The organism is Enterococcus sp. DIV1283b (assembly GCF_051710965.1).
GTDB classification, from domain to species: domain Bacteria; phylum Bacillota; class Bacilli; order Lactobacillales; family Enterococcaceae; genus Enterococcus_B; species Enterococcus_B lactis.
Map to the genome: position 1 here is coordinate 2,333,697 of NZ_JBIOLR010000001.1, position 21,440 is coordinate 2,355,136.

A 21,440-nucleotide genomic window follows, 5' to 3' on the forward strand; every position below is an offset into this window, starting at 1 on the left:
ATGACTTTATTTACATTTGAACGCAATCTCTTACTAAAAAACAAAGTAAACTTTTTATTTCCTCTATTGTTGGTCGTGCTCTTTGCATTCCCACTTTTTTTTGATTATGAACTTGCTTATACAGAATTCGATGAACTGAATCATAACTATGAAGAAACGCAACGTTTGATTGAAACGTTGAAAGAAGATGAGAATGAGAAAGAATTTGTGGAAAGTTTAGAGAAAAGCAACAAACTGATTGAAGCAATTTTACATGCAAAAAACACAGGGAATGTCCAGGAAATGGTCGAAGCAACTTATCATTATGAAAAAGATATACTGGATCGACTGATTTCTGGTCAAAGACAAGGAATTCCAATCATTGAACAACAAAAACGTGTCGAGTTGCTCCGTTATATGAACGAACATCAGATCCAAAGATATTCAATTTTTGACTTGCCAGCGCACCTCCCTTTAGCGAATTACTACGAAAATATTTTTTCAGGAATGATTTCTAGTTTTTTGATTTTATGTATAACCGCCTTGTTTCTTTCCTCGATCATCTCTTATGAAAAAAGAAAGCAGGTAATCTCTCTAGTCAATCTATTACCGGATAGTATAGTAAAGAAACATAGCATCCGTTTTACCGTTTATTATGGTGCAGCTATGCTAAGTCTCGTGATTCCATTTTTGTTCGTCTCTATACTAGTAGTAATCAAAAATGGTTTGGGAGACTTCCGTTATCCTGTAGGAACGATCATTGGTCAGGAGATACGAATCCTTCCGATGTATGTGTATCTTTCCCAGAGTTTTCTGTTCCTGTTGTTGTGGGTGCTTTTTTTAAGTACAATCAGTTTTCTTCTATCTGCTTTATTTGAACATTCTCTAGTCAATCTTTTAGGTACACTTCTTTGTCTTTTCTTAGCAGAGTATCGCTTGTTTTCTTCGATTGGATGGATAGAATCAATCAGTCATTACTTGCCAACTTCTTATGTTGATTTTCAAAATGTGATCGTAGGAGGAGATATGTTCTCGCCACTAGCTTCAGAACAGGTTACTTTCATGAATGGTATCTTGACACTTGGTACATGGAGTATCGTTCTATTATTCATAGGTATGGGCGCTATCTATAAAAAAAAGAGTTATTAAAACACAAAAATAATAGGAGCGGTGACAAAAATCTTGTCACCGTCTCCTATTTTTCCCTTGGTTGAAGTTATTACTTGATGCAAGGCAGCTTTTTTACTGAGAACATTGGTTATATATGTCCATATTCAAAAATCATTTGGACTTCTTCAATCGTTTCCGCATCACTGAGCGCCATTACTTGGTCGATGTCTGAACAGAAAAAGGCTAAATCTTGTAGCACAGCTAACTGATGTTCTTTTTTTAAAGCCACTACAAATAAGAGTGTCGCGATTTTTGGTTCCTCTTTTGTTCCAAAGTCCACACCATCAGGCACTTGGACTAAATAGATCCCTTCTTCTACTACTTCTTCATCTTTGTCAGTCCCATGTGGCAAGGCTACGAAATTCCCGATATAGACACTCGCTTTTTCTTGTCTTTCGATCATTGATTGGATATATGCCGGTTTGATTCCCCCTTGTTGGGTCATCCACTGACCGATCTCGGTCAACGCTTCTTTCCAATTTTGATAGGATTGATCGAGCAATATTTTTTCTGCTGGTAGCTGGATCATCTTTTCACCCTCATTTCTTTATTTCTTCAATCAGGATTTTCGCTAACAATTGATAAACGATTTCTTTATTTCCTGAGCGGAAGATCTCTGTGTTCAAATCGTTCATGATGATTGCTCCACTGATTTTTCCTAAAAGAATCCCGTCTTTTTCTTGGATTGGCGAAGGCGCCAGCATAACTAACATACGGGACAAATCGACTGGCTGTCTATCCATCCCGTCAATTGTCAACGGTTGTTTCAAATTGAAAATACAAAAGATCGGTTTAGAAACCAATGAGCTGGATGTATGGAATAACCCCATATTTGTATGAGGAATTCCGATAGGTGCTTGTTCGTATCGCTTAAGCAATCGGCGATGAACTACCTCTTCATCCGTTACTAGTCCTTCAGGAAAATAAGGAAATAAGCTGCGAATCGTTTCGGAGACCGTATCAGGGTTATCTAGTTCTTGAATAAAGAAACGATCAAGTAATTGATTGATTTGCTCCATGAAATGCATCGTTTCCTCATAAGTATCTTCTAGCATCCACTCGTTATTGCTGTTATACGTATTTTTTTGCCTTTTTTTCTTCTCAATATGCGAAAAAGCTTCTTTTAGCTGTTTGACTTCCTCTTCCAGCAGTAGCGGGGAGACTAAAATATATGTTCCATTATATCCTGGTAGAATAGATGTAGAAATAACAATATCATATTCTTCTTGTAAATCAATTTTTTTCAAATCAGCGATCCGATAGAAATGAATCTGTTGAATGAAAGGAAAATAACGTTTCAAACGCAGTTCCAACATGCTAGTAGAAGCTAAGCCGCTTGGTGAAAATCCTGCAATACTGATATTGCTTTCTTTCGGACTTTTTTCCAATGAATTTGCAAAATGAAGGACCATATATGCAATCTCTTCTTCTGATAATTTCTTTTCTTGAAAAATCCGCTCTACTGCTTTGCGGATTGCATTGGCAATTTCCTCATATTGAACCATGATTTTTTCTAAAATCGGATTAGTCAGTGTCTCTTCTTGTAAAACAGCTCTTGAAAACACACCAGACAAATGGGTCAAAAGCATTTTGTACAAAGTTTCATCTTCATAGAAATGGACATTCGTCTCTTCACCTACTTCTTGAATCAGTTGTTTTACTAAATAAGCAAGCTGGGTATCGAACGTTTCTTCAAAGAAATTCTGATCAAATGAGTTCGTGAAGTCATTTAATAATCCTGCAAAAAAGACGATTTCATTTACTGGATAAAGTTGTTTTGTCTCAGAAGCAATCCGTGAGAATAATCGTTTAGCGGTCTGAAGCAATTCTTTGTTTGCCAGACCATTATACGTCTCATTTGTCAGTAAATGATTTTTCGTTACACGATCCATCGTCAATGTCAGCATCAAAACCAAATGTTCAAGTTTTCTATCACTTAGATTAGTCTTTTTTTGGATCAATTCTTCCCCGACTACTTGGCGTGCAAGAGACAGATGTTGCGGATCAACGAATCGAAAAAAGTAATTCAGCGATGAATCAAAAGAAATACTATGAAAAAGTTCATATTCATTGATTTCTAATTCTAATACATTCGCTGTTAGAAGCCGACGGTATTTTTCCGGTCCTACGATCTCATATCCTTGGTTCCGAATGATTTTCAAAGGCAGTTGGCAGATGCTTTCTTCCAACTGTTTGATATCTGCATAAAAAGTAGTATTACTGATGCGGTATAATTCCATAAAATGGGCAAGACTCAACGGTTCTGTCGTTAGTAACAACTCGGCTAAAATTGCGTGTTGTCGTTTAGCAGTAGGCAAATCATCGCTTTTCCCATCTGTATTTTCATTTAATTGCTCCATTACTTCTTCCGATGCCTCAATGACAAACGAACCTCTTGCTACTTTTTTCAACGAAGCATTTACTGATTTCAATGAGATTTCAAGATTATCTAATTCGCGGTAAACAGTCCGCTTGCTGACTTTCAATAAATTCATCATTTTTTGGATAGTCACAGGTGAGGGACTGCTGAGAAATTCTGCTAATAATTGTTTTTCTCTGGGCGATAAGTACATCTTATTTTTCTCCCTTCACGAGTTTTTCGTATTCATTCGTAGCTACCCAATGTTCCACTAGGACTAGCTGAGGGATCTTTTCTTTTAGCTGTTCATTTACAGCTAGTTCTCTTTGGGCGATATAAATCGTTTCTTCTTGGATTTTGAGCTGTTCGATTGGTTCCTTTAAGATAACAAACTGTTTTTTCTCTTTTTTTGCTAATTGACTTAAAATCGCCATGCCCATGGTTTGTGAACCTCGTCTATTATTTTTATACAAAAACACAATGTTGACGAGCGACTTTTTCTGTTCTGCTACTTCTACTCTCTCTTTTTTTTCTTTCCAATTTGGTTCGTGGATCGCTTCTTTTATTCGTGACAGCAAGATATCTGTTTCCAAAAAGTGATCCAATACGAAAATTTGACTTTGAGGTACTTTTTCTCTTGCAAGATCCGCTAATTCATGTTGGACGATAACAAGCTGATTTACTTGATTGTTCAATTCATAGACAGAGCTGTATCCGACAGCGAGATCAATTTTTTCCGCTGCTAATTTCTTCTTCAGCAGGGCGGCTCCCATAGCGCTTGATCCCATGCCTGAGTCACACGCAAAAACGACAGAATGAATGGTAGATAGTTCCAAAATTTCTCCCCTTTCTTTGACCGTGTTGTCTCCTTTTTCTTTTTTCGGTAATTTCAATAGCAGCGTTGCACAAATGAAGCTTACAAATGTACTGAGTGCTATCCCTATGCTTACCCCAGCTAGTTGCGGATAAGGCGTATTGGCAAAAATCACGAGTAGTGACCCGGGCGATACAGGAGTAGCTAATCCCGCATCTAACCATTGGAATATCAACGTGCCGCTTGCTCCACCAACCATTACAGCTAAAAACAGAGATGGACGCAACAAGACAAACGGAAAATAAATTTCGTGAATCCCACCAATCGCATGGATCATCAACGCTCCACTTGTGTTTACTTTTTCCTGTTTTTTTGCAAAACAAAGGATAGCAAGTAAGATCCCTAAACCAGGTCCCGGATTTGCCTCCATCAAAAACAGGTAAGAGTGTCCGACTGCTTGTGAGAATTCGATTCCTAAAGGTGTCAACACACCATGGTTGATTGCATTATTAAAAAATAATACTTTTAGAGGTTCTAGGATCAAACTGACAAGCGGCAACAGATTCATTTTGACTAGCCAAGACACGACGGAGACAAGCAACAGGTGGAAACTATTTAAAGCTGGCTCAATAAAAACGATTCCAATTATACAAATAACACTACCAATCAGCCCTACTAGTAAGTTGCTGACAAGCATTTCATACCCAGCTCTGAATTTCGCATGAAATCTAGAAACAAATTGTTCATACAAGATGCCGGCAAGTGGCCCTATAATCATCGCTCCTACGATTTGCGGGGCATCGGAACGAGCAATCAACCCTAAAGAAGCGATTGCACCCGCGACTGCCCCTTTTTGTCCCCCTACCGATTTTCCGCCTGAATAGCTGATCAAGATTGGTAACAGCAGTTGAATCATCCAGTGGCATACCTTTTCCAACGTGGCATGCAAATCGCCAGACACACCTTTCATTACTAATGACAAGATTCCCCAAGCAATAAACAGACTTAGGTTTGGCATGATCATTTCATTCAAGTGGTGTCCGGCTTTTCTTAGTTGTTTCGTAAACACTCGACTGCTGCCGTTTGCTTTCCATTTGTATTCCATCTTTTTCACCATACTTCTATTTATTGATAGACGGATTTTATGTAGAAAAAGCAGCAAACGAAAACCGTCTGCCGCTTTCAGCTATCTGGGAACTATTTGCCTGGTTCAGACGCAATGATTGCTAGTTCACCTTGGACCGTCCACTCAGAAACGCCACTTGGAATGATACAGCTTGTTCCTTTTTCTAATGGATATGTTTTTCCGTCAACAACAAGGTCTCCTGCTCCTTCAATCACTGTCATCAACGTATAAGGGGCTTGTTTTTTGAAAGATGTGATTCCTTTAATATCCCACTCATATACATTGAAAAACTCAGTTTCTAAATAAGTGACGATCGATGAATTCCCTTTTCGGACTTCTTTGATTTGTAATTCTGGTGTTTTCGCAGGGACAGTTGTTACATCGATCGATTGTTGGATATGCAGCTCTCTTGTTTGTCCTTGCGCATCTTTTCTGTCGTAGTCATACACGCGATAGGTCGTATCGGAGCTTTGTTGTGTTTCTAAAATCATGATTCCTTTACCAATAGCATGGATCGTTCCGCTTGGTACATAAAAGAAATCACCTTTTTTAACTGGTACTTTCTTCAAAAGGTCATCCCAGCGCCCATCTTTGATCATCTCAGCTAGTTCTTCTCTTGTCTTTGCATGATGACCGTAGATGATTTCTGCACCAGGTTCAGCATCGATGATATACCAGCATTCAGTTTTTCCTAATTCACCTTCATGTTTCATCCCATAGGCATCATCTGGATGTACTTGTACAGATAGATCATCTTCTGCATCTAAGATCTTGATCAATAATGGAAACACTGGTTCTGAAGGATGGCCAAACAATTCCTTGTGTTCTGACCATAGTTCATCTAATCTTTTCCCTTTGAATTCGCCATTTTCTACTACACTGACACCATGAGGATGCGCGCTGATCGCCCAATCTTCTCCGATTTTATCGTTAGGGATATCAAAACCGAAGACTGAACGTAAACGGCTTCCTCCCCAAATTTTTTCTTGAAAAACTGGTTTTAAAAACATAGGTTCCTGCATAATTCAAACTCCTCTCATTTTTCATAGCTATTATAGCATTATTTCTGTAATACCGCTTTCTCTTTCAAAAAGTTTTCAACAATTTCATCTCGACATATGAGATACTCCGCACGATGATCGACAGGATGTACGCGATTTGACAAAAATATCAACGCTTCTTGTGTTTTTATATCGATCAAGAAAAACGTACCTGTATAACCAGTATGAAAAAGAATCGCATGACCGTCTTCTACATCTTTTTTTAAATCCCACCCTAGAGAACGATAGCCATTTTTTTCTGGAGTTTGATCTTGTAGCAAAGAATCAATCGTTTCTTCTTCTAAAAACCGACCATTACTGATTTTTCCCTTGTTCAAATACATTTGGACAAAAGTAATGCTGTCGTTCAAATCGATAAAGAGCCCAGCATTTCCTGCATGTTCAGCTAAAACTCTTGCTTTCGGATCATGAGTTTGTCCACGCAAAATCTCACCCGAAGGCAGTTGTTCTGTGGGAACGATTTTTTTGGAAGGAAAAGGAAGAAATAAGCTGTTCATCATTCCTAATGGTTCCAATACTTGTTCTTGAAAGATTTCCACTGCAGTTTCTTGGTAAATTTTTTCCAGCATCAATCCAAGAAGAATCGTTCCGGCATCTGTATATTTTACTTCTTTTCCTAGTTGCTCACCTGGTTCTAGCTTCAAATAAGCGGCAATCAATTCTTCCTGAGATAGCTCATCTCTGTTTGGTATCCATGTTTTGATATCAGAAGTATGTGTCAGTAAATGACGCAAAGTGATTGTCTGATTTTCAAATTCAGAAAGATATTTATGCAGTGGTTGATCGAGTTCTATTTTTCCATCTTCTAATAGACGCAAAACTAATGAAGTGGTTGCAACGACTTTCGTCAGTGATGCTGCATCAAACAACAGATCTTCTGTCATCGGCTGTTTTTCAGGAACGACTTGGGCAAAGCCAGCTGTAAATGATTCTACTTGATTTTCTTTGATGAAGGCGGCTGCTACACCTGGATAAAATCCTTCTTCCATTTTTTTCAAAATAAGCTGTTTCGTTTGTGGGTACATCTTTTTCTCCTGCTTTTCTGTCAGATTCTTACAGTCCAAGCTTAAAGCTTAATCTATGAGGAATCAACCTTTTTACACAAAAAAACTGCGCGGAAAACCACGCAGTTTCATTCGGTATACTGTTTGCTCTTTCTATCTCTAGAACAAGTGATAGTATGACCGTTCATAAAATGACGAGACATGCGACAATCGTTAAGAAAGAAAAAGTTAAGCGTCGCATCGAATGTCAGTTTTATTCTTTTCTTTTGGCTCACTGACGAACCACCATTCGATTCCTATGGCATCATAGATTGTGAGTACTGTATGCTTTTTGTCCAAGAAGAAATCGACTGATAATTGCTGCAAGTGAGCAATCAGTCCTTCCATGCTTTCAGTATCAATCATGAATTTCAGAAAATCAAGGCCAATCACTTCATCTGTAGGCAAATCGATGGCATCACCACTTGCTTCTGTCAATCCAACATGGAAATCTCCTTCATTCAATACATGGATGCCCTCTTCTTCATTATGTACCTTCAAACCAAGGACACGATTAAGAAATTGGCGTTCTTTTGCTAAATCAGTAACATTTAAATGGATTTTTTCAAAATAAGATCCTGCTGATAGTTTACTGAATTTTTCTTCAGATTTTCTTAACAACGCTTCTTGATCCATCGTCTCTGGAACTTCTCTTTGGTCACTCTTATTCTCTTCATGGTAAATTTCTAATTCATTCTCTTCGGGGTCTACGAGTAAAATCCCCATACGTCCATGATCTTCTAAAGCTTCTTTGATTGGATAATTCTTTTTACGTATACGGCAAAGAATATCTGCCATTTCTTCTGTGCTAGGGATAATCAATGAGAAACGGTTCAACTTTTTGATCTCCCCCATGTGATCATTCGCTCTAGGACTTTCTTCCAGCAGCAACATTTCACTTCCAGCTTCTTCTGTTCCTAAAATGGCTAATTCGTTTTCTTCTCTTTTCAAATCAAAGCCAACAACGTTCTTGTAAAAATCAATCATTTTATCTCGGTCTTTCACCCGAATGGCTACACTTTTTAAATAGGTGGCAGCCCCCAATTGAAAATCTCTCATATTTCTTGCTCCCCTCTACGTCAAGCTTTATTTTAACGATGGATTCTTCTTCTTTCAAGCAATAACTTTGATTTTGTTAAAAAAAGTGTGAGAAACTTCGCATTTTACTTGTTTTTTGTAAATAAATGAGTAAAAAACCACATGAAACTCATTTTCTTGAAATGTGCTTCATGCGGTAAAGAAAAATAATAAATTTGTACGTTTCTATGAAGCTTCTTCTTCAGAAAACTGACTGTTATAAAGATCTGCATAGAATCCGTCTTTTTCCATCAATGTATCGTGGTTTCCAGTTTCTACGATCGAACCATGATTCATCACAATAATGTTGTCTGCATCGCGTATTGTAGACAAGCGGTGAGCGACAACAAAACTTGTTCGGTTTTCCAATAGGCGGTTCATCGCTTTTTGAATTAGTATTTCTGTTCGTGTATCTACACTAGATGTTGCTTCATCAAGGATCAGGACATCCGGATTTGCTAAGAATGCCCGCGCAATAGTGATCAGCTGACGCTGTCCTTGCGAAATATTGCTTGCATCCTCATTTAATACAGTGTTATATCCTTCTGGCAATTTACGAACAAAATCATCTACGTGAGCGGCTTTAGCAGCTTCAATGACTTGTTCATCTGTTGCATCGTCGTTCCCATATTTGATATTGTCATAGATACTTCCTGTAAACAGCCACGTATCTTGCAGTACCATTGAAAACTGTGCGCGCAATTCATCACGTGAAAGGTCACGAGTATCTACACCATCGTAACGAATACTACCTCCAGAAACATCGTAGAACCGTTCAAGAAGGTTGATCAGTGTCGTCTTTCCTGCACCGGTTGGCCCTACAATAGCGACCATCTCGCCAGGTTTGACATCCAAGTTGAAATCAGTCATTAACAAGTTATCTGGTGTGTAGCCGAATTGAACATTTTCAAAACGAACTTTGTATGGTGTATCTTTTTCTTCTGGAAGGCCAGATTTTTCATTGGACATCTCTTCTTCATCCAACACTTCAAATACTCGTTCGGCTGAAGCAACCGTTGATTGGATAGTGTTCATCAAACTTGCAAGTTGAGTGATTGGTTGAGAGAACTGTGTCGTATATTGCAAGAATGCTTGAACATCCCCTAATGTCATGTTCCCATTTGCAACTTTTACTCCGCCTAGTACAGCGACGAACACATAGCCTAGATTTTTAACGAAATTCATCAGCGGCATGATGATTGCCGAAATAAATTGAGCTTTCCAACCAGCAGCATACAGATTCTGATTTTCTTTTTCAAATACTTCCTGATCTTTTTCAGTATGATTGAATGTTTTAACGATCGTATGACCACCATATGTTTCTTCTACTTGGTTATTCAATAAACCTAAACTTTTTTGCTGATCTGCGAAAAATACTTGTGATCTTGGCGCAACGATCATAACGATGATCAAGCTTAAAGGAATCATCAATAACGCGACTAACGTCAATTGCCAGCTGATTGAAAGCATCATCACGATGACTCCAATCAGTGTGACCGCACTAGTTACAAATTGAGTCAAATTTTGCTGCAACGTGCTCGCGATGTTATCCATATCATTGATTGCTCGAGACATGATATCGCCATTTGTATGTGTATCATAATAGGAAATCGGTACACGATTCATTTTGGCTTCCAAGTCATGACGCAACTCATAAACTGTCCGCTGTGAAACACGCGTCATAATAAACTGCTGTAAAAAGTTGAATACAGCAGAGATCAAATACATCACGATTACTGTTGCAATGATCTGCGCAATTTTATCAAAGTCTATCGGAAATTTTGTTACTTGTTGCCCTTGTTGCATCTGTTGAGCACCAGCCATTACACCTTTGAATATTTCTGTGGTTGCTTTCCCCAAGACCTTTGGTGTTTGGATTTGGAAGATCACGGCTGCTATTGCTAGTACAAATACAGCGATGATCGCAACCATACGTTTAGACATATAGCCAAACAATCGGCGTACCGTTCCCCAGAAATTTTTAGGCTTTTCCCCTTTTACACCGAGATTTCTGCCAGGTCCACCATGTCCTGGACCGCCTGCTGGTCCATGAGAGGGACGTGTGTTTGTTTTACTCATGCTAAGTCCTCCTCTCTTAGTTGTGAATGAACGATTTCTTGATAAGTTTCGTTTGTTGCTAATAGTTCTTCATGTGTTCCTTTGCCAACCAGTTTTCCTTCATCTAGCACAAGGATCATATCTGCATCCATTACAGTACTTACTCGTTGAGCAACTAAAACGGTGATACTTTCTTTCATATTCGTTTTCAATGCTTGGCGAAGATTGGCATCCGTTTTGAAATCCAATGCTGAGAAGGAATCATCAAACACATAAATGTCGGCTGTTTTGACTAATGCCCGTGCAATTGCTAGACGCTGCCTTTGTCCGCCGGAGAAGTTTCCTCCTCCTTGTTCCACATGGCTATCTAAGCCATCTTCCATCTCTGAAACAAAATCTTTAGCTTGTGCGATTTCTAACGCTTTCCAAATCATTTCATCTGTTGCATCCGGCTTACCATACTGCATATTGTCTCGGATCGTTCCAGAGAAAAGAACTGCTTTTTGAGGAACAAAGCCCATTAATTCTCGCAAATTATATTGAGTCATGTCACTAATGTCCGTTCCATTTATTTGGATCGAACCAGATTCGATGTCATATAATCGAGGGATCAAATTGACTAAGGTCGTTTTACCTGAACCAGTCCCCCCTATGATTGCGACGATCTCGCCCGACTTGGCTTGGAAATCAATATCTTCCAATGCAAGTTTTTCTGCTCCATGATATCGATAATTGACATGATTGAAGGCCAATGTTGCTTCTTTTCCAGCAAAAGAAACTGTTTTAGGATTTTCAGGGTCATGGATACCGATTTTTTCATCCAACACCTCATTGATACGGTCAGCTGAAGCTTGTGCACGAGGTACCATGATAAAAATAGCGGAAAGCATCATAAAGCTGATCAAGATCTGCATCGCATAAGTCATAAATGCAATCAGATTACCGACTTCCAAGGTCATATCTGCTATGTAGTGTCCACCAAACCAAGTGATTGCTACGTTTGTACCGCTCATGATCAATGTCATCATCGGCATCATCAATGCGACGATCGTATTAACTTTGATTGCCGTATTTGTATAATCTTTATTCGCTAAATCAAAACGATTTTCTTCAAAGCGCGTTTTATCGAATGCGCGGATGACTCTGACACCTGTCAACCCTTCTCGAAATACCAAGTTCAAACGGTCAGTTTTCTTTTGCATGCTTTTGAATAATGGAACAGCAAAATACATGATTCCGCCAATCAAAATAATCATTACTGGAATGACGACTAAGAAGATTTTTGTCAACTGATGATCTTTTTGATAAGCAAGTATGCTTGCGCCAATCAACGTGATTGGTGCATTGATCATCATACGTAAAAACATTTGTGTGACCATTTGGATTTGAGTCACATCATTGGTCGTTCTTGTGATCAAAGAGGCCGTTCCGTATTTGTCAAACGCATCTTTTGTCAGGCTCTCTGATTTTTTATAGACATCCGTACGCAATTGCTTACCCAGTTTCTGTGATTCTCGAGTAGCAAAAAATGTATTTGCAATAGCAGCTAAGATACTGATCAAAGAAAAACCGATCATCACAAAACCTGTATGCCAAATATAATCGACATCTCCTTGCGCTACCCCTTTATCAATAATATTGGAGGTAAGTGTCGGCAAATATAAATCTGCCAGTACTTGGATCACCATGAAAACTGCAGCTGCAATTGCTGAAGTCAAGGAGATCCGTTTTACGATTTTTAGCATCTAGTTCCCTTCTTTCTATTTATATACTCCGTTTTTCAGCCAAGAAAGTTTCAAATTGAATTCACTGATTGCTTGCTCTACTGAGTAATCTTCAGTTGTTGAAAATAAGCGATACGAATGCGCAATTGTTGTAAAGACAGTATTCATCACTAATTGGATCAGTAATTCCAATTCATGATCATTTTTTACTTTCAGCTTCGTCCGATCAATCAATTCAAGCAACTCTTTTGCATCTTGTTTGTGTTCTTTATGTGGATCATGAGGCGTTTTTTGGCGACTCGTATGAGGAGCGACTTTTCTTGAGGCACGGTAATCCATGTTCATAAACAAGTTACGATAAAAAGAAGCATTCTCACCTTCCAAAATCTCATAAATCATTTTAGAAAAATAGGATTCGAATCCTTTGAATAGATCACCATCGGATTCTTTCATTAGTTGCAACATATCTTTAGAGCTGTCACGTCTCATTGTCTCAAAGTAATAAAAATAAAGATCCTCTTTATCTTCAAAATACTGATAGAAACTGCCTCTAGGGATATCCGCTAATTTGACGATATTAGCAATCGAGGCTTCTTTCAAAGGTACTCTAGAAAACTCGATTCTCGCCGCTTCAATTAACCTTTTTTGTTTTTCTTTCGGCAAATGGAAAAATGTCTGTGTCGGCATATGGATCCTCCTTTCTTCTAAGATGACACATTGTCATATGACGCTATGTCATTATAACACCTCCCACCTGTTTTGCAAGACATTTGCATAGTTTTTTTCATTATTATCCGATACATTAAAAAAGTGATAAGAGGAATCCTTCCATTTGAATTAATGAGAGCTGCCCATTAAAATAGCCACATACTAAACAAAGGATGAGATAAATGGCCCAATCAATTAGTGTCCAAGACTTCAATAAATTGCCGCTCGATGCTGACAGCATCGTTTTAGATACAAGAAATACTTTAGATTACACAAAAAAACACTTAAGCCACTCGCTTTCTATCCCCGCTGCTATCTTGCCAAGACAATTAAAAAATCTAGATCCAAAAAAACTTTATTATATTCTAAGCTACACAGGCAGACGATCAGAAGCATTAGCCGATCAACTTACTGCTAGCGGATTTCGTGCTGTTTATATCATTGGTGGGATGGAAGCTCTTCAGTCAAGCGTTGCTTGAACATTGCTTGTTAGATTCAAAGGGGGCTGTGACAAAAATCGTGTCACAGCCTCTTTTATATCCTGTCTTTTTTTAGTTATTTATTCTTCAACCTTATCAATATGACTTGATAGCCTTTTCTTTTTCGAGTAAACTGATTTTGTTAGTCATAGTTATAACAATCATAGCAATAAAAGGAGAAGGTAAGCATATGGCATCTGTTTTAGTAGTCAAAGGTCATCCCCTAACTGCAGAAGAATCACGTACAGTTAAGGCATTGACGTCTTTTTTAACAAGTTATAAAGAAAATCATCCAGATGATGAAGTGACTGTTTTGGAACTTTATCGCGATGATATTCCAGAAATCGATGAAGAATTATTATCAGGTTGGGAAGCATTACGTGCTGGTGCAGAATTCACTTCCTTATCAGAAAGTCAACAACAAAAAATTGCTCGTTTCAATGAATTGACTGAGCAGTTCCTTGCTGCTGATAAAATCGTTATCGCAAACGCCTTATGGAATCTAAATATCCCAACAAAATTAAAAGCTTGGTTCGATACCGTCAATGTAGCTGGAAAAACGTTCCGCTATACAGAAAACGGGCCAGAAGGATTAGTGACAGGTAAAAAAGCATTGCACATCCAATCTAATGGCGGTGTATACAACGGACAAGACTTTGCCTCTCAATATGTAAAAGGTATTTTGAACTTTGTAGGCATCGATCAAGTAGATCAACTATTCATCGAAGGAATCGATTATGACCCTGACCGTGCAGATGAGTTGATGCAAAATGCATTAGATAAAGCTGCTGCTTTAGGTAAATCATTTTAAAATTGAGGTAAATGTATATAAAAGAGACAGAGGGAAAAATCTTCAAAGCAACATTTGTGCTTTGGATATTTTCCTCTGTCTCTTTTTGTTATTCTTTCTGCTTTTTCAACGGATTTTCTTCATAAAGAGAAGAAATCGTTGTGTACCATTCAAAAACATGAGTAATCACTACTTTAGCTGCTGCATAAACAGGAATCCCCAAGATCACACCAACGATCCCAAACAATTTCCCTGACGTCAGCAGAACTAATAAAATCGTTACTGGATGGATTGCTAACTGATTTCCCAACACTAATGGAGAGATCAAGCGTCCTTCTATTGTCTGTTCTACTGCAAAAACGATCAGTACCTTGATGATCATGAATGGACCTGCCACAATAGCTAAAAAGATGGCTGGAATCATTGCTAAAAATGAGCCTAAGTATGGGATCAGATTCAAGAACCCTGCAATGATCCCCAACGTGACAGCATATTCTAAACCAATGATCGCAAAACCAATCATAAACATGATTGCCACAGCAAAAGCCACAGTTAGTTGCCCTCTTATATATGAAGAAACTTGACTATTCATTTCACTCAGCACATTCAACGTCGGTTTTTGCATGCGCGTTGGTAAAAACTTGACGAAATAAGGGGCTAATCGCTTACCATCTTTCAATAAATAAAATAAGATAAACGGCATCGTCAGCAAAGCTACTAAAATAGTCGCTACCGCACCAACAAAACTCCCAAGACTCTGAACTGTACTCTTAGATATGTCTTGGATCATATCACCTGCTGAATTCATGAACTTATCACCTGCTGTTTCTAACTGTTCACGAAATTGGTTGAACAGCGGGTCTCTCAAGATCTCGGTCAATTTATTATCGATCGTATCAACGTATTGAGGAAAGTTACTGATAAAGCTGACTGTTTGCTCTTGGATCTTAGGTATGATCACTACGCTTCCCCATACGATTAATGCAACGACCAAAACAAACAGCCCAATGATACTATAGAGCCTTGGTACTTTTCGCTTCTCAAAGTAATCAACTACCGGATTCATCAAGTAATACAAGATGCCTGCTAGAATGATAGGTAGTCCTACGATTGCTAAAAATTGCCAGATCGGTGCAAACAAATAAGAAACTTTTGTAAATAAAAAGACGATCAGCAATATTAACAATACAACAAGTAAAGCTGTGACCACTTGATTATTTAAAAACCAGCGCCAAAACCAAGACACCGGTCTGTTCTTCTTATTTTTCCCTTCCATAAGTCCTCCTGTTAGTTATAAATAATTTGGCTTCCCAAACCAATAGCAGGCAGTTCATGCGGATGAAGATAGATTCCGTTTGCAATTTGTCCTTCTTCTGGACAGGTATCAAAAATCAATGATACGTGAGCTACCGTCTCTAAATTTCCATTGGCCATCGGACCGACATAATCGATCGTATACGACTGATCATCAAAAGTAATCGTTCCGCCTGCTTTCAAAGAAAAAGGTTCGTCTTTCGACACCTCTTGAATCACCGAATATTTTCGCAAGGCAGCTGTTGCTGTTTTATCGAACAAAATCAGCATCGGTTCTTCCTTGTTTATTGCTTCTGTTCCAATTTCTGTAATCGTTGCCTGAATCATCGCACTCTCTCCTTTACTTGCTTTCAAAAACAGTATAACACATTCTCATTCTTTAGCCTTGGGGAATAATTATGTGATAGAATAAAGACGAAAACTATTTCATTACCATTAGGAGGAATCAGCTCATATGATCGAAAAGATAATTTTAGGAACCTATACGCGTCGCGAAAGCAAAGGAATCTATACGATCGACCTTGATACAGAAAAAGAAGAATTATCCAGTCTTTCATTGGCTGTTGAAGAGAACAGCCCTACCTACCTAGCAAAAAGCAAAGCTGGCAATCTTTACACGGTCACCAGTATAGACGGATTAGGTGGTGCCGGTGCGTACGATAAGGATTTTCGTTTTTTGAATGCGGTAACAGAGTCTGGGGCTCCTTTATGTTATGTAGCGGTTGATGAAACACGGCAATTGCTCTATGGGGCCAACTACCATAAAGGCGAAGTAAATGTCTATCACATATTAGGAGATGGCGAGCTGAAAGCAGCGGATTCCGTATTCCATCAAGAAGCGACAGGCCCTCATAAAAACCAAGATCATGCGCATGTCCACTATACGGATCTGACTCCTGACCAACGATTAGTCGTATGTGATCTTGGTACAGATCGTGTGTATACTTATGATGTGTCCGAAAACGGCAAATTGAATCTTGTCACTACCTTCACTGCAGAGCCAGGAACAGGCCCTCGCCATCTCGTCTTTCATCCGAATGGACAATTCGCCTATTTATTTGGTGAATTAGACAGCACAGTCCGAGTGCTTTCTTATGATAAAGAAACAGGTGATTTTGAAGAATTACAGAAAATATCGACCTTGCCAGAAGAATACGACGGTGAAAATGGAGGGGCTGCTATTCGCATTTCCAATGATGGCAAGTTCCTTTATGCTTCTAATCGGGGACACAACTCGATTGCCGTATTCGCAGTTTCCGAAGATGGTTCTCACATCCAAAATAAACAAATCATCTCAACAGAAGGAGATTTTCCTCGCGATTTCGCACTAGATCCAAGCAATGGTTTTGTCGTATGTGCCAATCAGAATACCGATAATCTGACATTATACCGCCGTCATCCTGAAACAGGATTACTGGAATTATTGCAAAAAGATGTCTACGCACCAGAATGTGTCTGTGTTTATTTTGATCGTTAGCAAGAAAAGGAGAATAAAATGAATCAGCAAGACGTATTAGACAGGCTGCGGGAAGAACTGAATATTCCTTTCTTTGATGGGAAAATCGAAGATAAAGAGTATAGCGAAGAGGAATATCAGAAACTCAAAGCCGATTTACAGAACTACTTTGAACAATATGTACGGAATGTAGAAAACTAATCAACCTTCCATACTATATAAAAAGGACATCAGCGCAAGACTTTTTCGTCTGTTCTGATGTCCTTTTCTATAAATAAAAAAACCGCCGAGTTGGTTAGACTCTGCGGAAAAGGAGTATTTACTCAATTTTGAGTAAGTACAAGGTTGTTGGTTATAGGTATGTTCTTATCATAAAGGATTTTGTTCACTCTATCATAAAGACAATATTACATTTATATTAGATAACTCTAGTTTTTATTGTCATCAAATTTTTCTTCTATTTTTTCAATAACAAATTAGTCATTTTTTGGATGGCAGCTGTCAATTGGTCAGTCGCTTGGTCTTGTTTTGCTTCAGATGTATTGAATAAATCTTTATCTACCCCTGACTCAAGATCAATACTTTGAATCATTTCTTCACAGCCTGCTACATATGAAAGATAAGCTTTTTCAAAATTTTTATGAATGCCCATTGCTTTTGCTGGTGGGCGCAATGTACTGACTTTCTTAAGCATTGCCCGATATTTTTTTGTTCCTTCTTCAAATAACTGGACGGTCTCTTCAAGGGTCGATCTGTCCAGTTCACTTGTTTTTCCTTCATCGATTGCGTTTCTGATCACTTCATATTTCGGATGCACTCCTTCTCCGATTGCTTCTGTTTCCTTGACGATTTGATCGATAGACTGCACATAATAGCCAATATTCGGTAACATGTTTGTTTTCCTACTTTCTCCATTGTTGTTATTATTTATTCTACTTGTTTTTATCCTCAAATGACAAGTACTTGAAAAAATTTAATGGTTTCTATACAGCTCGCCATTCTTATTCGTGCTCAAAGAAACCATCTGCTAAACTATATTGTTTCCCTGCGACAATGTCATATTGGATCAATTGATATTCGTCGTAAATCTCTTGTTGCGAGCGATTGAATTGCGCTTCTTTATACCACTGTCCGTTTTGATAGTACAGTTCTCGTTCAAACGCCGGAAGTTCTTGTTCTAATGATAAAAGCAGCTGATAAAAGCCATTCGTTGTCTGATTCGTCTGTTCCATTAGATTCGCTGCAAAATAAAAAGGACTGGTGATTGCATCTTGAGTCGTTTGCTTTTCTAATTTTCCTTTACTGTCAAACATCAAGAATTGTGTTTCATGTAATGTTTGTTTATCATTTTTGGCTTGGATGGTATCTGAATAGATCCCTGGCAGATGATCCCCCCAAAAAACAACTAGAGTCCTTCTAGAAAGATTCTTCAATTCTTCCGTGAACTGCTTCAGTGCCGTGCTGCTATAGGAAATATCTTGCAGATAATTCTCTAAGTCAAGCGTCCCACTTCCATCTGAAATCTCTGCAGAATAGTCCAGTTTATCATACTTTCCATTGTAAGGCATATGTGTCTGCATCGTGACTAAATGAATGAACTGAGGTGTTTTTTCTTCCTTGAGAAGTGTCATTATTTCTTTGTAAGCTGACTCATCAGAAATATATGGATTATTCTCTATCGTATCCGTATAGGTCATCGTACGCTCGCTGATGAACTGGTCAAATCCTAATGTCTGATAAACATCCTCTCTTTTATACATCGAAGTATTGTATGGATGGATCGCTGTCGTCTGGTATGATTGTGCGTTTAACGCTGAAACGATAGAAGGAAGCTGATCCATTTTTGGTACAAGCATCGTGTAAGGGGTGGTGAGTTGCGCATTAAATAACGCCATAGAAAAACCAGTCAATGCTTCGAATTCGATATTTGCTGTTCCACCGCCATAGTTTTGAGAAAGCATATTGCCACTATATGTTTGATCAGCTACTTCATAATAATCTGCCAATGGCTCACCAGATACTTCTACGCCGTTTAATCGACTAGGATCTGAGAAACTTTCACTCATCACGAACACGATGTTCGGCGACTCTTCCTCTACAGCTTTATTTTTTTCATCTGCTAGCTTCTGGTATTTTTCAGTGATTTCTTTGATCTTTGCTTTCGAATATCCTTCAGGTTCATCCATTGGTTCTACCTTCAGATTGTACAAAAACCCACCGATAAAACCAGTGTTATAGTAGTTCATTTTCTGACTGTAAGGTATCCATAGTGCCGTTTTATTATATGCTTTTCGCAACAAATTATCGGGATTGTTGAAATTACTGATATACCCTAGCAGTCCAATTGCCACAAGCAGTGTCGTTAATCGGATCAATTGGAATCGCCTTCCTTTTTTCAGGCTTCGAAACATGTACCAGCAAAACAATCCTAGCACGGTTCCTGCGGCAGCTAAAATCACTGTAAACAGCATAGTGCCGGTCATATCTTTCAGCAATCCGATTTCAGTGATCATCTTCAAATCGTCTGGATAAATCGATTCTTGCCGATAACTCATTTTCATATAATTTGCAAAACCTAATACACCGATGGCTACGACATACGTAAGGGAACCTAAAGGGACAGATCCTGCTAGTGCAATCAGAAAAATAAGAATGATCAGCAAGACGAGACAGGCTAAGAAGAATTTTTCCGTATGCCAAGAAAAAGCAAATTTCAACGCAAGGTCTACGGATAGATCATTTTGACACCACTGCAAAAATAAATTACTAAAAACAACAAGAAAAAAGATACTGATGATTGCTACTGTTCCTTTTAAAATCTTTTTCTGTTTGGTCGAAAGTCTGCTTATATATCTTTTCAAATGCTTGCTCCTTCATTTCTATCAATAAAAGAATGTTGCTTCTCTTATTTTAGTTGTACGAAATTCGAAAGTAAAGAACGGAAAGAAGAATTAATGAAATCCAAATATTCTCTTTCTTTATGGCCTTTCTGGTTTCTTTAATAAGCGGACCTTTCGTACTCCAGAAATTTTTTCTAGCTGTTGTTTCACTTGATTGAGCTGTTCAAAATCAGTACTGTCTATGTCAATCAATATGTAGACATGCTCATTCTTATGGTTACGCGATATATCTGCGATCGCTAGCTCGTTCTCATTCAGCAGAGAAAATATCTCTGCTAATATATTGGTTTTCTTTTGATAAAATATAGTGAATCGAAACGGCGCTTGGAAAAACATTCGTGCGGATGGATAATTGACCGCTTCTCTAACCGTACCGAACAAAAGATAATCTTTTAAGGCTTCAACTGCCAAACGTCCGCTGTCTGCCAAAGCTTCCTGAGTCGATCCCCCTAGATGAGGCAACATAAGTATACGGTCATTTTTTAAGAACTCTTCTTCTGGGAAATCAGTCACGTATTTGGCTAGATGTTGTTTTTCCAATGCTTGCATAACAGCGTATTTATCAACAATTTCACTTCTTCCTACATTGATAAGTACAGCATCTTTTTTCATTTTTTCTATATTCGCCTGATTGATCAATCCTTTTGTATCTTCTGTCAACGGCAGCATGACTACGATGTAATCCGAGGCAGAAAGAACTGTTTCTAAATCTGCTTGCCGAACATAATCCAACTGGGCATCGCGGATAGAATAACCCAAGACATCCATCCCTAAGCCATAGCAACTTAGCGCTACTTTTGTGCCTATCGCGCCAAGACCAAGCAGACCGATGGTTTTGCCTTGCAATTCTCGTCCCACATAAGCACTTCTTTTGTTTTCTGCCTGTTCTAAAATACTAGGACCTGTTAGTGTTTGTACCATACGACTTGCTTCGATTATCGGACGGGAAGATAAGAGCAAACAGCACAAAACAAGCTCTTTTACTGCATTAGCATTTACACCTGGTGTATTCATGACGATCGTCCCGTTTTCAGAAGCTTTTTCAACGTTGATCGTATTCACCCCAACACCAGCTCTTGAAATTGCTAGCAAATCTGGTGTAAGCCATTCGTCTTTCACTTTCGTACTACGAATGACTATTCCTTCGGCTGGCAAATCATCTATTATTTTGAAATATTCCCCTTGTAACTTTTCTATCTCTTGTTCTGGAATAGCATCAATCAAATGAACGTGATACATAAAACCCCCTCCTTACTAACAAGTATCTCGAAATTTTTGCAATTAGACAACTGTTTACCATTTGACTTCCTAGAAGCAAAAATAGCAGTTAGAGCAGAGTAGGCTTAGCGATAAAAATAAGGCCATGACAAGTTACTGCCATA

Annotated in this window: 20 protein-coding genes; 6 read left to right on the forward strand and 14 right to left on the reverse strand. The window is 38.5% G+C overall.

The features are described from left to right. Entirely contained in the window at positions 1-1,128 is a 1,128-nt protein-coding gene (locus tag IGJ53_RS11460; RefSeq protein ID WP_010732950.1) for a hypothetical protein, read from the forward strand. Positions 1,129-1,237: 109 nt separating this feature from the next. On the opposite strand, the gene IGJ53_RS11465 is transcribed toward IGJ53_RS11460, so the two are convergent. The 9 genes from IGJ53_RS11465 to IGJ53_RS11505 all read right to left on the reverse strand — a co-directional run bounded on the left by IGJ53_RS11465 (position 1,238) and on the right by IGJ53_RS11505 (position 13,098). Continuing rightward, positions 1,238-1,678 carry a PTS sugar transporter subunit IIA gene (locus IGJ53_RS11465; protein WP_259742157.1) on the reverse strand — a complete coding sequence of 147 codons (441 nt, stop codon included), beginning with the start codon at positions 1,676-1,678 and terminating at the stop codon, positions 1,238-1,240. 10 nt (positions 1,679-1,688) lie between these two features. After that, the gene (locus IGJ53_RS11470; protein ID WP_259742158.1) at positions 1,689-3,722 is read right to left on the reverse strand and encodes a BglG family transcription antiterminator; all 2,034 of its coding nucleotides are present in this window, start codon (positions 3,720-3,722) and stop codon (positions 1,689-1,691) included. A gap of 1 nt (position 3,723) precedes the next feature. Beyond that, on the reverse strand, positions 3,724-5,427 hold the full coding sequence (locus tag IGJ53_RS11475; protein WP_149558071.1) for a PTS transporter subunit EIIC: 1,704 nt from the start codon (positions 5,425-5,427) through the stop codon (positions 3,724-3,726). A 92-nt stretch (positions 5,428-5,519) separates the two neighbouring features. After that, positions 5,520-6,470, reverse strand: a complete 951-nt coding sequence (manA, locus tag IGJ53_RS11480) for a mannose-6-phosphate isomerase, class I (protein ID WP_010732946.1) — start codon at positions 6,468-6,470, stop codon at positions 5,520-5,522. 38 nt (positions 6,471-6,508) lie between these two features. Then, positions 6,509-7,534 (reverse strand): serine hydrolase domain-containing protein, encoded by a 1,026-nt coding sequence (locus IGJ53_RS11485; RefSeq protein ID WP_010732945.1) that lies wholly within the window; start codon positions 7,532-7,534, stop codon positions 6,509-6,511. Between the two features lie 207 nt (positions 7,535-7,741). Beyond that, entirely contained in the window at positions 7,742-8,611 is an 870-nt protein-coding gene (locus IGJ53_RS11490) for a VOC family protein (RefSeq protein ID WP_002374774.1), read from the reverse strand. 204 nt (positions 8,612-8,815) lie between these two features. Then, positions 8,816-10,708, reverse strand: a complete 1,893-nt coding sequence (locus tag IGJ53_RS11495; protein WP_010732943.1) for an ABC transporter ATP-binding protein — start codon at positions 10,706-10,708, stop codon at positions 8,816-8,818. After that, complete coding sequence (locus IGJ53_RS11500; RefSeq protein ID WP_010732942.1) at positions 10,705-12,432, reverse strand: ABC transporter ATP-binding protein; 1,728 nt, start codon at positions 12,430-12,432, stop codon at positions 10,705-10,707. Before IGJ53_RS11500 ends, IGJ53_RS11495 begins: the two co-directional genes overlap by 4 nt. A gap of 15 nt (positions 12,433-12,447) precedes the next feature. Then, positions 12,448-13,098, reverse strand: coding sequence for a TetR/AcrR family transcriptional regulator (locus IGJ53_RS11505; protein WP_002374782.1), 651 nt, complete (start codon positions 13,096-13,098; stop codon positions 12,448-12,450). A 203-nt stretch (positions 13,099-13,301) separates the two neighbouring features. Here IGJ53_RS11505 and IGJ53_RS11510 point away from each other — a divergent pair, with 203 nt between their 5' ends. Next, entirely contained in the window at positions 13,302-13,598 is a 297-nt protein-coding gene (locus IGJ53_RS11510) for a rhodanese-like domain-containing protein (protein WP_002291478.1), read from the forward strand. Between the two features lie 190 nt (positions 13,599-13,788). Continuing rightward, complete coding sequence (locus IGJ53_RS11515; RefSeq protein ID WP_010732941.1) at positions 13,789-14,409, forward strand: NAD(P)H-dependent oxidoreductase; 621 nt, start codon at positions 13,789-13,791, stop codon at positions 14,407-14,409. A gap of 88 nt (positions 14,410-14,497) precedes the next feature. Here the strand turns inward: IGJ53_RS11515 and IGJ53_RS11520 are convergent, their stop codons facing one another. Beyond that, positions 14,498-15,664 carry an AI-2E family transporter gene (locus IGJ53_RS11520; RefSeq protein ID WP_002291475.1) on the reverse strand — a complete coding sequence of 389 codons (1,167 nt, stop codon included), beginning with the start codon at positions 15,662-15,664 and terminating at the stop codon, positions 14,498-14,500. Between the two features lie 11 nt (positions 15,665-15,675). Beyond that, on the reverse strand, positions 15,676-16,029 hold the full coding sequence (locus IGJ53_RS11525; RefSeq protein ID WP_002291472.1) for a PTS glucitol/sorbitol transporter subunit IIA: 354 nt from the start codon (positions 16,027-16,029) through the stop codon (positions 15,676-15,678). Positions 16,030-16,156: 127 nt separating this feature from the next. Between IGJ53_RS11525 and IGJ53_RS11530 the strand changes: the two genes are divergently transcribed. Next, positions 16,157-17,179, forward strand: coding sequence for a lactonase family protein (locus tag IGJ53_RS11530; protein ID WP_259742159.1), 1,023 nt, complete (start codon positions 16,157-16,159; stop codon positions 17,177-17,179). Positions 17,180-17,197: 18 nt separating this feature from the next. Continuing rightward, positions 17,198-17,359 (forward strand): hypothetical protein, encoded by a 162-nt coding sequence (locus tag IGJ53_RS11535; RefSeq protein ID WP_002310079.1) that lies wholly within the window; start codon positions 17,198-17,200, stop codon positions 17,357-17,359. Between the two features lie 256 nt (positions 17,360-17,615). Here IGJ53_RS11535 and IGJ53_RS11540 read toward each other — a convergent pair whose 3' ends face one another. Both IGJ53_RS11540 and IGJ53_RS11545 read right to left on the reverse strand, forming a co-directional pair. After that, positions 17,616-18,050: a hypothetical protein gene (locus IGJ53_RS11540; RefSeq protein ID WP_438750254.1), complete on the reverse strand. Its 435-nt coding sequence runs from the start codon at positions 18,048-18,050 to the stop codon at positions 17,616-17,618. A gap of 109 nt (positions 18,051-18,159) precedes the next feature. Beyond that, positions 18,160-20,019: an LTA synthase family protein gene (locus tag IGJ53_RS11545; RefSeq protein ID WP_438750256.1), complete on the reverse strand. Its 1,860-nt coding sequence runs from the start codon at positions 20,017-20,019 to the stop codon at positions 18,160-18,162. On the opposite strand from IGJ53_RS11545, the gene IGJ53_RS11550 reads away from it, so the two are divergent. Beyond that, positions 20,020-20,160 carry a hypothetical protein gene (locus IGJ53_RS11550; protein WP_002321042.1) on the forward strand — a complete coding sequence of 47 codons (141 nt, stop codon included), beginning with the start codon at positions 20,020-20,022 and terminating at the stop codon, positions 20,158-20,160. On the opposite strand, the gene IGJ53_RS11555 is transcribed toward IGJ53_RS11550, so the two are convergent. Continuing rightward, a complete protein-coding gene (locus IGJ53_RS11555; protein ID WP_010732937.1) occupies positions 20,137-21,297 on the reverse strand; it encodes an NAD(P)-dependent oxidoreductase in 1,161 nt (386 codons plus the stop codon). The two genes, IGJ53_RS11550 and IGJ53_RS11555, sit on opposite strands and share 24 nt — an antisense overlap. Positions 21,298-21,440: the final 143 nt, after the last annotated feature.